11 protein-coding genes are annotated in these 13,270 nt (G+C 67.9%); 4 read left to right on the top strand and 7 right to left on the bottom strand.

What is annotated here, in order from left to right; all coding sequences use genetic code 11:
• Positions 1–26: 26 nt before the first annotated feature.
• Positions 27–2,327, bottom strand: a complete 2,301-nt coding sequence (gene secD / locus EV653_RS40770) for a protein translocase subunit SecD (protein ID WP_134111671.1) — start codon at positions 2,325–2,327, stop codon at positions 27–29.
• 343 nt (positions 2,328–2,670) lie between these two features.
• Here secD and EV653_RS40765 point away from each other — a divergent pair, with 343 nt between their 5' ends.
• Entirely contained in the window at positions 2,671–2,928 is a 258-nt protein-coding gene (locus EV653_RS40765) for a hypothetical protein (RefSeq protein ID WP_134111670.1), read from the top strand.
• A 61-nt stretch (positions 2,929–2,989) separates the two neighbouring features.
• Here the strand turns inward: EV653_RS40765 and EV653_RS40760 are convergent, their stop codons facing one another.
• Complete coding sequence (locus EV653_RS40760) at positions 2,990–3,574, bottom strand: dihydrofolate reductase family protein (RefSeq protein ID WP_134111669.1); 585 nt, start codon at positions 3,572–3,574, stop codon at positions 2,990–2,992.
• Positions 3,575–3,782: 208 nt separating this feature from the next.
• Here EV653_RS40760 and EV653_RS40755 point away from each other — a divergent pair, with 208 nt between their 5' ends.
• The gene (locus EV653_RS40755) at positions 3,783–4,487 is read left to right on the top strand and encodes a hypothetical protein (protein ID WP_134111668.1); all 705 of its coding nucleotides are present in this window, start codon (positions 3,783–3,785) and stop codon (positions 4,485–4,487) included.
• Positions 4,488–4,520: 33 nt separating this feature from the next.
• On the opposite strand, the gene EV653_RS40750 is transcribed toward EV653_RS40755, so the two are convergent.
• Positions 4,521–5,153: a response regulator gene (locus EV653_RS40750; RefSeq protein WP_134111667.1), complete on the bottom strand. Its 633-nt coding sequence runs from the start codon at positions 5,151–5,153 to the stop codon at positions 4,521–4,523.
• Entirely contained in the window at positions 5,150–6,265 is a 1,116-nt protein-coding gene (gene macS, locus EV653_RS40745; protein WP_134111666.1) for a MacS family sensor histidine kinase, read from the bottom strand. The genes EV653_RS40750 and macS overlap by 4 nt, the downstream gene beginning before the upstream one ends.
• A gap of 204 nt (positions 6,266–6,469) precedes the next feature.
• Between macS and EV653_RS40740 the strand changes: the two genes are divergently transcribed.
• The gene (locus tag EV653_RS40740; protein WP_134111665.1) at positions 6,470–8,845 is read left to right on the top strand and encodes an immune inhibitor A domain-containing protein; all 2,376 of its coding nucleotides are present in this window, start codon (positions 6,470–6,472) and stop codon (positions 8,843–8,845) included.
• A gap of 63 nt (positions 8,846–8,908) precedes the next feature.
• On the opposite strand, the gene hflX is transcribed toward EV653_RS40740, so the two are convergent.
• Both hflX and dapF read right to left on the bottom strand, forming a co-directional pair.
• Positions 8,909–10,390 (bottom strand): GTPase HflX, encoded by a 1,482-nt coding sequence (gene hflX, locus EV653_RS40735; protein ID WP_134111664.1) that lies wholly within the window; start codon positions 10,388–10,390, stop codon positions 8,909–8,911.
• An 84-nt stretch (positions 10,391–10,474) separates the two neighbouring features.
• Entirely contained in the window at positions 10,475–11,317 is an 843-nt protein-coding gene (gene dapF / locus EV653_RS40730; protein WP_134111663.1) for a diaminopimelate epimerase, read from the bottom strand.
• Positions 11,318–11,453: 136 nt separating this feature from the next.
• On the opposite strand from dapF, the gene EV653_RS40725 reads away from it, so the two are divergent.
• A complete protein-coding gene (locus tag EV653_RS40725) occupies positions 11,454–11,702 on the top strand; it encodes a hypothetical protein (protein WP_134111662.1) in 249 nt (82 codons plus the stop codon).
• Here EV653_RS40725 and EV653_RS40720 read toward each other — a convergent pair.
• Positions 11,692–13,269 carry an N-acyl-D-amino-acid deacylase family protein gene (locus EV653_RS40720; protein ID WP_202872061.1) on the bottom strand — a complete coding sequence of 526 codons (1,578 nt, stop codon included), beginning with the start codon at positions 13,267–13,269 and terminating at the stop codon, positions 11,692–11,694. The two genes, EV653_RS40725 and EV653_RS40720, sit on opposite strands and share 11 nt — an antisense overlap.
• Position 13,270 lies beyond the last annotated feature (1 nt).

Raw genomic sequence — 13,270 nt, 5'->3', positions numbered from 1 at the left:
TGGATAACCCTGCGTGGTACCTCGGCCTATACGACGGCGCCGCGGTCGGGTTGGGCGTCGCGGTCGACCTGAGGCCGCTTGGGACGCGGCGGCGGGGCCGGGTAGAGGCGTTCGAGTTCGAGCAGAAGAGGCGCCGCGGTGAGGTTCGACGAGTAGGTGCCGACCAGGATGCCGAGCAGCAGCGCCAGGGCGAAGTCGGCCAGGGAATCGCCGCCCAGGAACAGCAGTGCGCTGAGGATGAACAGGGTGGAGATACCGGTGTTGATCGTCCGCGGCAGGACGTTGACGATCGCGGTGTCGATGACCTTGCCGAGGTTGTCGGTGGCGCGGGCGTTGCGGGTCTCCCGGATCCGGTCGAACACGACGACCGAGTCGTTCACCGTGTAGCCGATGATCGTCAGGATCGCGGCCAGGAAAATGCCGTCGATCGGCTTGCCGGTCCAGGCGAAGACGCCGACCACGACCGCGACGTTCTGCAGCAGCGCGAGGACCGCGCCCGCACCGAAGGTCCAGCGGAACCGGGCGGCGAGGTAGGCCAACTGGGCCAGCAGGGCGATGCCCAGCGCGATCAGGCCCTTGTTGCGCAGTTCCTCACCGAGCGACGGGCCGATGCTCTCGTTGCGGATCACCTCGGCGCCGCCGCCGATCCGCGAGATCGACTCCTTGATCTTCTCGGCTTCGTCGTCGCTGATCGTCCCGGTCCGGACGGTGATGTCGTCGGTCCCGGATGCCTGCACGACCGCGGTCGGGTACCCCGCTTCGCCCACGGCGGCACGCGCTTGGTCGGGCGTGACCGGTTGCGTCGTACTGACCTCGATCAGCCGGCCGCCGGTGAACTCGATGCCGAGGTTGAGTCCGCGTACGGCGACGCCGGCAACGCTCACGATGATCGCGACGGCCGTGATCACCAGCCAGCGGCGGCTGTGCCTCATCAACGCCGCCTGCCTCGACTCCAGCCAGGTCCGGACCTTGCCGTGCCCGGCGATTCCGCTCAGGCGTGGGCGCCGCAGTACGAAGCCGCGCGAAACTGCGAATTCCGCGAGCACTCGTGTCACGACGAGCGCGGACAGCATCGATGCGAGTACGCCGATCGACAGCGTGACGCCGAACCCGCGGACCGGGCCGGCCGCGAGGAAGAAGAGCAGACCAGCCGCGAGCAGCGTGGTGATGTTGGAGTCGGCGATCGCGGACAGGGCGTTCTGGAAGCCGCTGCGGAGCGATCTGCGGAGGCCGTCGGTTCGGCCGGCTATGTAATCCTCGCGGGCGCGTTCGAAGACCAGGACGTTCGCGTCGACGGCCATGCCGATCGCTAGCACGAAGCCGGCCAGGCCGGGCAACGTCAGGGTTGCTCCGAGCGCGGTCAGGGCGGCGTACGACATCACGGCGTACCCGAGGAGGCCGACGACCGCCATCAGCCCGACGAGGCGGTAGACCACGATGATGAACAGCGCGGTGAGCGCGAGGCCGATGATCGCGGCGAGGGCGCTGGCCTGGATCGCGTCCTGGCCGAGCGACGGGCCGACCGTCCGCTGGTCGATCACCTGGACCGGCACGGGCAGCGCGCCGCCGGAGATCAGCGCGGCGAGATCCTTCGCCTCTTCCTCGGTGAAGGCGCCGGAGATCGTCGTGCTGCCGCCGGTGATGCCGATGTTGCAGAGCTGGTTGCCGCCGTTCGGGTCGACCTGCGGCGAGCTGATGATCTCGTTGTCCAGCACGATCGCGATCAGCCGCGGCGCGGTGTTGACCGGGTTACAGGCGGCCTTGCCGGTGATCGACGACCAGATCTTGCCGCCGTCGCCCTTGAAATTCATCTCGACGAACCAGCCCTGCGCGACCTGCTGCGGGTCGAGCCGGCCCTCCGCGCCGGACACGAGCTCGCCGGTCATCGCGGGTTTGGCGAGCTTCAGGAAGCCCTGACCGCTCTCGCTGGGCAGATAGAGATCGCCGGCCGCCGGCTTGGCGGGCTTCTGGGCGACCTGGTCGAGGACCTCGTGGAACGTGAGCTGCGCGGTCTTGCCGATCACCTTCGCGGCCTCGCGCGGATCCTGCACGCCGGGCAGTTCGACGATGATCCGGTTCTCGCCCTGGCGGGTCACGTTCGGCTCGCTGACCCCGAGCGCGTCGATCCGCCGGTGCAGCACCTGGGTGGCCTTGTCGGTGGTCTCCCTGGTCGCCTTGACCGTCGGAGAGTCCTTGGCCTCGAGCACGATCTGCGTCCCGCCGCGCAGGTCGAGACCGAGCTGTGGTTTCGCGGTCAGCGTGACGTACGTCGACGCCGCGAGGACCAAGAACGCGAGGAGTACACGGACAAGGGACGACCGGTTCACCGAAGCCTCCGGAGATGGGCACCCGCGGTGCGGATGTCGTGACAGAGAGCACCCACGCAAGCGTGGACGCACAGTGTACGGACGCTATTCAACCGGTATGAGGAACAAATGCACAAGCGACTGGGTCGCGGGTGTCGGTCACCGTCCCGCTTATCACGGACCAGGCGCCCCGAAGGTGTCGGCCAGTCGTCGATTGACCGCCATCAATTGTTGCCCACGGCACCCGATTGCGGAACGACTTTGTATTGGGGCCGAATCGTTCTCCGGGCCGGCGACGACGGTACTAGCCTGCAAGAGAGTTGCATAAGGCAACGATATGTTCGACGCGAAAGGCAGATACTTGATGAGATCGATCGGACGCATGGTTGCGATGGGTGCTGCCGCCGTGGCCGTGGTGGCCGGTGGGGCGACAGTTGCACAGGCGCAGACCCAGTCCATCCACACCGTCACCTGCGCGACCCAGGACGAGTGCATCCAGAAGCACAATGTGTTCCGGCACTACGGGTACGCGGTGTCCGACGTCTGGTACCGGGATCCTGACTCGACCTGCGCACCGGAGTGGCCTTGCGCTCCGGGCTGGCAGTTCCAGTGGGAGGAATGAGCTGAAGGCCAGACCAGCGCGGGTGGCGTCCCTACTCGGTGGTGGGACGCCACCTGCGCACTCATGCGTGCAGAGTCGGGCGGTAGACGAGCTGCTGGGTGTGGCCGTCGAAGGTGTGGCTCTCGATCACTTCGAGGTCGAAGTCGCCCGTGTTCTCGAAGATCCGGTTGTCATTGCTTTGACTTCGGCTGTTGATGACCGGGAAGACCGTCACCTGGACCCGATCGACAAGGCCGGCGGCCAGCAGCGCCCGGTTCAGCGTCAGGCTGCCGTGTGAGCGCAGCGGCAGGTCGGACTCCTCCTTGAGCCGGGCTACCGCCTCGAGTGGGTCGCCGTTCAGAACGGTCGCATCCGGCCAGTCGAGCGGTCCTTGCAGGGTGTTCGACACCACCGTCGTCGGCAGGTTCCGCATCCGGGTGACCCATGCATCGTGCACTTCGGCTCCCGCGGGGCTCGAGGCCAGCATCGCTGCCATCAGCCGATAGGTGTTGGCGCCGAGAACCAGCCGCTGCTCCTCGCCGTACTGGGCGAAGCGGTGTTCGAGGAACTCCGGGCCCTGCTTGCCCCAGTAGCCGCCGTACGTGCCGGTCGGGGAACCGTAGCCGTCAAAGCTGGAGAAGATATCGAAGGTGAAGGTGGCGCTCATGGTGCTCTCCTCGAGTTCAGTGGGCGCCGTCGTCGGCGGCCTTTCACACCTACCACGAACACATCTCCTCCGATCCGACACTGCGTCCATCTGGTCTTGATTGGCCCTTTGTGGGCGGTCGCGGGCGGGTGCACACTCGGACTGGGGTACTTGGTGGCGCGGGGTGGATCGTGGTGGTTGCGCCCGGTACTCCACTGGGGAGGTCGGGATGGACGAGTCACGGGCACTTCGGCGTGCGGGGTGGGCGGGTGCCGCTTCGCTCGTGCTGCTCGTTGCTGCGGTGGCGCTGGGCTACCTGGTCGGCGTCGACGACCCAAGCATGTCGGACTCGGACATCCTCGAGAGGCTCAACGACAACGCCCGGCAGGCCGCCGCCGGCTTCGCGCCGCCCGTGCTCGCTGCGGGGGTTGCGCTGCTGCTCTGGTTCGCCACCGGTCTGCGGCGGGTGCTGGACCGGTTGTCCGGCGGTGACCCGCTCACGCATGTGATCGTGCCGGCAGCGGCGATGTTCGGCGGGCTGATGATCACCGGCGTCTCACTCGACCTGGGGAGTGCGTTCGCGGCGTGGTCCGACGAATTCACCCCCGACCCGAACACCGTCCGCGCACTCGGTATGGCAGGCCAGATCCTCGCCCTCACCGGCCTGATCGGCTGCGGCGTGATCGTCGCCGTCACGACACGGATCACCCGTCAGGCGCATGTCCTGCCCACGTGGGCGACATGGGCGTCGTATGCGGTCGTCCTACTGTGCCTGTCCGGCTTCTGGAGCGGGGGCGTCGCGTCCGTGGCGTTCGGCCTGTGGCTCATCGGCGCGGTCATTGGAGTACTCCGCGCCGCACGGAGCATTGCGCCGGTGCCTGGCGGGGTTGCTCCGGAGACGGCCGGCACGCCACCCACCACAACCAATAACTGACGCTCCCCCATCGGCGCGTATGTCGCACGGGGGTTAAGTGTCCAGGCCGTGTTCTATGGCGTAGCGGACTAGTTCGGCTCGGTTGTGGAGTTGGAGTTTGCGGAGGGTGTTTTGGACGTGGTTCTCGACTGTGCGGTGGGAGAGGACCAGGCGGGTGGCGATTTGTTTGGCGGTGAGGCCCCGGGCTACGAGGCGGAGGACTTCGGTTTCGCGGTCGGTGAGTTGGGGGACCTCGGGACCGGTGGCACCGAGGCGACGGTATTCGCCCAGCAAGAGCCCAGCCAGCCCTGCGCTGAAGATCGCGTCGCCTTCGGCGGTACGGCGTACAGCGTCGTCGAACTCGTCCAGGGACGCGGACTTCACCAGATACCCGGAAGCCCCGTTCTTCACGGCCGCGAGTACGTCGTCCTGCTCGGCGCTGGCCGACAGCACCAGCACGCGCGTGTCAGGCAACGCCGTGGTGATCTCGCGCGTCGCGTCGACACCTGAGCCCGAGCCCAGCTGCAGATCCATCACCACCACGTCGGGGCGGGTCGCCAGCGCGATCTTCACCGCGCTCGGGACGTCCGAGGCGGTCGCGCAGACGTCGTACCCGCGGCTTCCCAGGTCCCGTGCGACGCCCTCGCGCCACATGGGATGGTCGTCCACGATCATGACGCGTGTCATACCTTCAGCTCCCATTCGGTTCCTTCGCCGGGGGCGGTGCGGACGGTGACGGTGCCGCCCAGGTCGGTGATGCGACCGCGGATCGACTGGCTGACGCCGAGGTGCCCGTCCGCGCGAGCCTGTTCGAGCCGGGCGGGTGTCGTGCCGATTCCGTCGTCGCGGATCGACACCACGACCCCCTCCCCCAGCTCCTCGACGACCACCCAGGAGCGGGCGTCCGGACCGGCGTGCTTGGACACGTTGCTCAGCGCTTCCTTGACCGCAGCAACCAGTTCCTCAGCCGTGGCTGCGGGCAACAGTACTTGCGCAGCCGGTACGACGACGTCCACCCGCGTCGTGGCCAGCGGCAACAACAAGCCGCACAGATCAACGCGATCGCCGTCCGCGACGGCCGGCCGCGTCGACATCAGGGTGCGAAGGGCAACTTCCTGCTCGGCGGCCAGTTCGGCGAGTTCGAGCGCGTCGCCGCCGATCGCCGTACCGCGGCGCTGGACCTGCGCCAGCACCTGCAGTACGCCGTCATGGATCGAGCGACTGAGCCGCAGCCGTTCGGCGGTCGCGCTCTCTGCCGCGATCGCCGACCGGAGCCGGGCGCCGGCGCGGCGCATGGTCGAGGCGGCGTACCCGACGACCAGACCGGCCACCAAGAGCAGTTGGACGTTGCTGAGGACCTTCGACGCGTTGTCGACACCGCGCAGCGACAGCAGCGCCAGGCTGATCGTCGCCGCGCCCAGTAGCCCACCGTCGCGGCCCCGCGAGATCGCCAGCGCGAGGACCGGGCCGGCCACCCAGACCGAGGTCAGCACGGAGGCTCCCCCGCGGATATCGATCAGCGGCTGCGCCCACAGGGTCGCGTACATGCAGCCGACCGTGACGATCAGGTCCGCGAACGCGAGCCGGGTGTTGCGGCGGCCCCAGCGCCGGCTGTAGCCGATCGACGAGATCAGCGTCCAGATTCCCATCACGGCCAGCTGGAGCACCGCACCGGTCGGCCGGACGATGCCGTCCCACCGGGTCCACACGCCGAGGCAGGCGAAACCCCAGGTGATGATGCGGAACACCACCAGCGCACGCCACAGCGGCTGCAGCAGGTCGACGGTCTCGCGTTCCACGCGGCACAGTCTGCCAAGGACCGCGACCGCGGCGCGTGAGCCCTACTACTCAAAGCACAGGTACTCAGGGTGCAGGTTTCCCCGCACCTTCACAGCTTTTCCTCAGTTTCTCCTTCAGCTGAGCGGATTTTCCCCGTACTCTCGCGCAGAACACGCTCGGGGGAGCTTTGATCACACTGCGTTACCAAGACACGGAGGGGAATCGTGCGCAAGCTACCCGCCGGGCTGTTCAGCCTGGCTCTGGCGGCGACGACCGGGCTCGGCATGGCCGCCGCCTCGGCAACCAACGCCGCCACACCGCCCAAGCAAGGGTCGGCGCCGATCGCCAGTGAGGCCGCGCCGGCGCCGGACGAGCTGTCCAGCCCGCAGGAGGACAAGCGTCGCGAGCTGCGGCAGGAAGCCCTGACCCAGGTCATCAACGGACAGGCCAAGCCCGAGCAGCGCGACGGCAGCACTGTCGTCAAGGTCGGTACCAAGGCCGCCGGCGCCAAGGGCACGAAGAACGCCAAGGGCAAGGTCGACCAGTACGTCGAGCTCAGCCGGGAGAAGACCGACCGGATCTTCGTCGTCCTCGCGGAGTTCGGCAACGAGCGCCACCCGAACTACCCGGACCAGGACACGGCGCCGTCGGTCCCGGGCCCGGCGCGCTTCGACGGCCCGCTGCACAACCAGATCCCGGCGCCGGACCGCTCGGTCGACAACTCGACCGTCTGGCAGCCCGACTACACCCAGCAGCACTTCCAGGACCTGTACTTCGGCAACGGCAACTCGGTCAAGAAGTACTACGAGAAGCAGTCGTCCGGCCGGTACTCGGTGTCCGGCGAGGTCACCGACTGGGTCAAGGTCAAGTACAACGAGGCGCGGTACGGCCGCTCGAACGGCTACCCGTGCGGCGGGAACGTCTGCAGCAACACCTGGAACCTGATCCAGGACGCGGTCAACCAGTGGGTCACCGACCAGGAGGCCAAGGGCCGGACCAAGGCCCAGATCACCGCGGACCTGAAGTCGTTCGACCAGTGGGACCGCTACGACTACGACGGTGACGGCAACTTCAACGAGCCGGACGGCTACATCGACCACTTCCAGATCGTGCACGCCGGCGGCGACCAGGCCGACGGCGACCCGTGGCAGGGCGAGGACGCGATCTGGTCGCACCGCTGGTTCGCCGGCTTCCCGGGCGGCCCGGCGAACAACCCGGGCGGCGGCGCGCAGATCGGCGACACCGGCATGTACGTCGGTGACTACACGATCCAGCCGGAGAACGGCGGCATCAGCGTCTTCGCGCACGAGTACGGTCACGACCTCGGTCTGCCGGACGAGTACGACACGTCCGGCGCAGCGGTCGAGAACGGCGTGAACTGGTGGACGATCATGTCCCAGAGCCGCGTCAGCAAACCCAGTGACGGCGGCATCGGCGAGCAGGCGGCCGACTTCAACGCGTGGGACAAGCTGCAGCTCGGCTGGCTGGACTACGAGATCGTGAACGCCGGCCAGAACCGGACCGTCGACCTCGGCCCGCACGAGTACAACTCGAAGAAGGCCCAGGGGCTGGTGGTGACGCTGCCGAAGAAGCAGGTCGAGCACCAACTCGTCCAGCCGCCCGTCGGCACCAAGGACTGGTGGAGCGGTGAGGGCAACAACTTCACGCACACGATGAGCCGGCAGGTCACGCTCCCGGCCGGCCAGCCCGCGAGCCTCACGTTCCAGGCCAACTGGGACATCGAGGACTGCGGTCCGGACCCGTGTGACTACGCGTACGTCGACGTCAACGACGGCAGCGGGTTCAAGACGATCAAGGGCAGTATCACGAAGGATGCCGAAGGCAACGGTATCGACGGCAAGAGCAACGGCTGGGTGCCGGCGACCTTCGACCTGTCGGCGTACGCCGGCAAGACGATCACGCTGCAGTTCCGCTACGCCACCGACCCGGCGGCCGGCGGGATCGGGTTCTTCGCCGACGACATCAAGGTGACGTCGGGCTCCACCACGGTGGTGGCCTCCGGTGCGGAGACGTCGCCGGACGGCTGGACGCTGAACGGTTTCGCGGCGGTTGGTTCGTCGTTCACCACCCAGCACGACAACTACTACCTGGCGTCGAACATCAACTACGTCGACTACGACAAGAACCTGCAGACCGGCCCGTACAACTTCGGCTGGGCGAGCACGCTGCCCGACAAGGTCGAGCACTTCCCGTACCAGGACGGTCTGCTGATCTGGTACTGGGACACCTCGCAGGAGGACAACAACACCAACGAGCACCCCGGTCAGGGTCTGATCCTGCCGATCGACTCGCACCCGACGCCGATCAACCGTCTCGACGGGCAGCTCTGGCGCCCGCGGGTCGCGGCGTACGACGCTCCGTTCAGCCTGGAGAAGGCCGACTCGTTCAGCCTGCACGTCAACGGGCAAGCGAGCTACATCCGTGGCCAGAACGCCGTTCCGACGTTCAACGACAGCAAGTCGTACTGGACCGCGGACCAGCCGACGAGCAGCGTCAAGGTCCCGAACAACGGGGTCAACATCAAGGTCGTTTCCAAGACCGGCACCTCGATGAAGGTCCAGGTCTCGAAGCGCAAGTGAACGAGAACAGCCCCCGGGGTCATCGGACCTCGGGGGCTGTTCTACGTCTCAGGTGTCTACGTCTCAGGCCGTCTGGTACGGCGTCAGGTCGCCGGCCAGCGCCGGGTGGACCCGGGCCGTGACCCTGGTGCCATCAGCGGTGTGCTCGAGCTGCTCGACCGAGCCCTCGGAGTGGATCCGGGAGACCAGGTCACCGCGGTCGTACGGCAGCAGGACGTCGAGCGCGACATGCGGCTGCGGCAGCCCGCCTTCGATCAGCTCGCGGAGCTTGTCGATGCCTTCACCGGTACGGGCCGACACCACGATGGCGTGCGGCTCACGGTGCAGGATCGGCGCCAGCGCCATCGGGTCGGCCAGGTCGGCCTTGTTGATGACGATGATCTCCGGCACGTCGATCGCGTTGATCTCGGCCAGTACTTCGCGCACGGCCTGGATCTGCGCCATCGGGTCGGGGTGCGAACCGTCGACCACGTGCAGCAGCAGGTCCGCGTCCGCGACCTCCTCCAGCGTCGAGCGGAATGCCTCGACGATGTCGTGCGGCAGGTGCCGGACGAACCCGACGGTGTCGGTCAGCGTGTACACGCGCCCGTCCGAGGCCGTCGTCCGGCGGGTCGTCGGATCCAGCGTCGCGAACAGCGCGTCCTCGACCAGCACACCCGCGCCGGTGATCTTGTTCAGCAGCGAGGACTTGCCGGCGTTGGTGTACCCGGCGATCGCGACCGACGGGACCAGGTTGCGGCGACGCTCCTGGCGCAGGGTCGAACGCTTGCCCTTGAGGCTCTTCAGCTCGCGGCGCAGCTTGGCGATCTTGGTGTTGATCCGGCGCCGGTCGGTCTCGATCTTGGTCTCACCGGGACCACGACCACCGATACCGCCACCGGCCGCACCGACGCGTCCACCGGCCTGGCGGGACAGGTTGCCACCCCAACCACGCAGGCGCTGCTTCATGTACTGCAGCTGCGCCAGCTCGACCTGGGCCTTGCCTTCCTTGCTCTTCGCGTGCTGCGCGAAGATGTCCAGGATCAGCGCGGTCCGGTCGACGACCTTGACCTTGAGCTTGTCCTCCAGGTTGCGCAGCTGCGCGGGAGCCAGCTCACCGTCGGCGATCACCGTGTCCGCGCCGAGCGACGCGACCAGGCTGCGCAGGTCGGACACCTTGCCGGAGCCGATGAACGTCGCGGGATCCGGCTTCTTCCGCCGCTGGATCACGCCGTCGAGCACCTCGGAACCGGCGGTCTCGGCGAGCAGCTTCAGCTCGGCCAGCGAGTTCTCCGCGTCCTCGGCGCTTCCCTCGGTCCAGACGCCGACCAGCAGCACCCGCTCGAGCAGCAGTTTGCGGTACTCGACCTCGCTGATGTCGGTCAGCTCGGTGGACATCCCGACCACGCGGCGAAGCGCTTGGCGCTCCTCCAGGTCGAGGCCCTCGGTGCTCAGCTCGTGGTCATACTCATCGTGACCCGTCAACGAATCGCCGGAGTCCTCGCCCTGAGTCAGGTCAAGTTCGACGTCGGTGGTCTCGTCGTATGCATGTGAATGGGTCGTCATATACCTTCCATGGTGGCACGGGCCTCCAGTACAGGCGACCCGTTTAACTACGTCAACGCCCCACGCGGCATGGGGATTCCCGGTCTAGGCAGGTAGCCAGGCCCGGTCGAACTCCCCACGGGCATGCAAAACGGCCGGTCCGGTCAGCTCGAGATGGTTGTCAGCACGCCACGTGACGCTCACTTCACCGCCTGGTACGCCGACGCGGTACGTCACCGGCAGCTCGTCGCGCGCCTGTCGCGCCGCGGCCACGGTCACCGCGCAGGTGCCGGTGCCGCAGGACCGGGTCTCCCCCGATCCGCGCTCGTGGACCCGCATCTGAACGTCGTGCGCATCCCGGCGTACGACGAATTCGACGTTGACGCCGTGCGGGAAAGCGCTTGTGGGCGACCAGGCCGGCTGGTCGCACAGGTTCCCCGGCTCGTTCAGGTTGTCGACGAAAGCGACCGCGTGCGGATTGCCCATGTCGACGTGGACCGCGGGCCACTGGTGACCGTTGGACTCGACCACGATTCCGGCCGGACCGGGCAGCGTCGGCTCGCCCATGTCCACGGTGAGCGTGCCGTCGTCGTTCTGGGAGACCTCCTTGATACCGGCGCGGGTGCCGACGCGGACGGGCTTGTCGTCGATCAGTCCCGCGTCCGCGAGGTACTTCACGAAGACGCGGACGCCGTTCCCGCACATTTCCGCGATCGAACCGTCCGCATTCCGGTAGTCCATGAACCAGTCGCCGCCGTCCTCGACGTACGACTGCTTGTCGCCCTGGATCACCCGCAGTACGCCGTCGGCGCCGAGGCCGGCGTGGCGGTCGCAGAGGAACCGCACCAGGCCGGTGTCCAACTCACCGTGGAGGGAACCGTCGGGATCGGGGAGGATCACGAAGTCGTTCTCCGTACCGTGACCCTTCAACCAGGGAAACGTGCTCATGGGAGAAGCGTACGGGGCGGACGTCCACCACTGAGCAACCCTCGGTCAACGGGCCTGCGCACGCTCAGCCGCCGACCGGGCGGGCGCCCAGAGCGGCGTTGGTCAGTGGTGCAGGCCCGGGTCGTACCGTTTGGGCATGATCGCGTACTTCTGGGAGCGGGACGATGCCGCCGCGGTCGCCGAGCGGCTGGGTGGGGAGGTTCGGCGCGGGCGGTTCCACGGTGAGGACGACGACGAGGACCACCCGTGGGTCGTCGAGTTCACAGCGGCTGACGACGTCGAGCGTGTGGTGGCTGCGCACGACGGCTGGCTCGAGACTGCGGCGGATACTCCCAGCGGCGCCCCGCTCCCGCTGCCTCAGGAACCGAAGCGCTTCAAGAAGTGAGGACGCGGCCAGGGCGTTGACCGGTGGGTCTGCCGTTCGACAGCGCGAGCCGGCCAGCGACGAGGACGTGTTCGACGCCGACCGACAGTTGCCAGGGGGCGTCGTACGTCGACTTGTCGGCGATCGTGGTCGGATTGAGGACGACCAGGTCGGCGATTGCGCCGGGTTTGATCGTGCCGCGGTCGGAGAGGCCGAGCCTGGAGGCGGGCAGCGAGGTCATTCGGCGGATGGCTTCAACGAGCGAGAAGATGTCCAGCTCGCGGGCGTAGTGGCCGAGGACTCGGGGGAAGGTGCCGAAGTTGCGCGGATGAGGGTGGCCGGGGCCGGTGGCGTCCATGATCCAGCCGTCGCTGGCGATTGCTGTGCGGGGGTGTTCCAGGACGGTGATGACGTCGTCCTCGCTCATTGCGTGGTTTACCACGCTGACGGCGGCCTGGTGGTTCTCGAGGATGCGCAGGACGATCTCGGCGGCGTCCACCTCGTCGCGCCGGGCGATCTCGGTGAGGCTGAGGCCGCGGCAGTCCTCGTAGGGACCGGGCGGCAGCGAAGCGATGACGACCGAGTCCGGCGACAGGAGGGTGTCGGCGCGGAGGGCTTCGGCGATCCGCTTGCGTTCGGTCGGATCCGCCAGGCGGTCGAGGAGCGCGCCGTCGGCCAAGGCCCAGGTGGGCAGGCGGGTGGTGAGCGTGGTGCTGGTAGCGGTGTACGGGTAGGCGTCCCAGCCGACGTCGAGATCATCGGCCTGTTCGAGGCGTTCGAGCGCCGCGGCGACCAGACCGTGGTTCGCCTTGCCGACGGCCTTCAGATGCGAGATCTCGAGGCGCGCACCACCGGAACGGGCGGCTGAGATCGCCTCGTCCAGTGCTGCGAGCAGCCCGGCGCCCTCGTTGCGGATGTGGGTCGAGTAGAGCAGGCCGCATTCGGCGGCGGTGGCGACGAGCGCGGCCACCTCCTCCGGCGACGCGTACGCACCCGGCGCGTAGATCAGCCCGGTGGAGACGCCGACCGCACCTTGGTCGGCAGCGACCCGGAGCAGCTCCTGCATCTGCCGGAGCTCGTCCGGTGACGGTGCCCGCCGCGCGTTCCCCATCACCGCGATCCGCAGCGTGCAGTGACCGACCTGAAGAGCCAGGTTCACCGCGGATTCCACCGTGGCACCGAAGCCGGCGAGATCGTTCCACGACCAGTCGTGCTTCGGACCGAGGAACGCCGTCCCCGCTCGCAGGGTTTCGAGGTCGGTGATCGGGAACGGTGACCAGCCGCAGTTACCCGCGACCAGCGTCGTCACGCCCTGCGCGAGCTGGGACTCGGCGGCCGGACTTGTGCGCAGACTGAAATCCGCATGTGAGTGAAGGTCGATGAATCCCGGTGCAACAATGTTGCCTGTGGCATCGATGACCTCTGCCCCGGACGGCGTCGCGCCGGGTGGCAACACTGCGATGATGCGGTCGCCGTCGATCAGCACGGTCCCGGGCACGGGTTCGGCGCCGGTGCCGTCGGCAACCAGGCCGCCGGTCACTGCCAGCCGCCCCGTCACCCGCCCTGTCACCCGCCCCGTCACCGGCACT

This window comes from Kribbella pratensis, from assembly GCF_004365355.1.
GTDB lineage: Bacteria > Actinomycetota > Actinomycetes > Propionibacteriales > Kribbellaceae > Kribbella.
Note: the sequence above shows the minus strand (reverse complement) of the source record. Positions and strands in the feature narration are given on the sequence as shown.

Bases quoted from the DNA above. Each gene is read 5' to 3' on its own strand.
- hflX (WP_134111664.1), bottom strand. From the start codon at position 10,390: ATGACGACCCATTCACATGCATACGACGAGACCACCGACGTCGAACTT.
- EV653_RS40760 (WP_134111669.1), bottom strand. From the start codon at position 3,574: ATGAGCGCCACCTTCACCTTCGATATCTTCTCCAGCTTTGACGGCTAC.
- EV653_RS40755 (WP_134111668.1), top strand. From the start codon at position 3,783: ATGGACGAGTCACGGGCACTTCGGCGTGCGGGGTGGGCGGGTGCCGCT.
- EV653_RS40765 (WP_134111670.1), top strand. From the start codon at position 2,671: ATGAGATCGATCGGACGCATGGTTGCGATGGGTGCTGCCGCCGTGGCC.
- EV653_RS40750 (WP_134111667.1), bottom strand. From the start codon at position 5,153: ATGACACGCGTCATGATCGTGGACGACCATCCCATGTGGCGCGAGGGC.
- dapF (WP_134111663.1), bottom strand. From the start codon at position 11,317: ATGAGCACGTTTCCCTGGTTGAAGGGTCACGGTACGGAGAACGACTTC.
- EV653_RS40725 (WP_134111662.1), top strand. From the start codon at position 11,454: ATGATCGCGTACTTCTGGGAGCGGGACGATGCCGCCGCGGTCGCCGAG.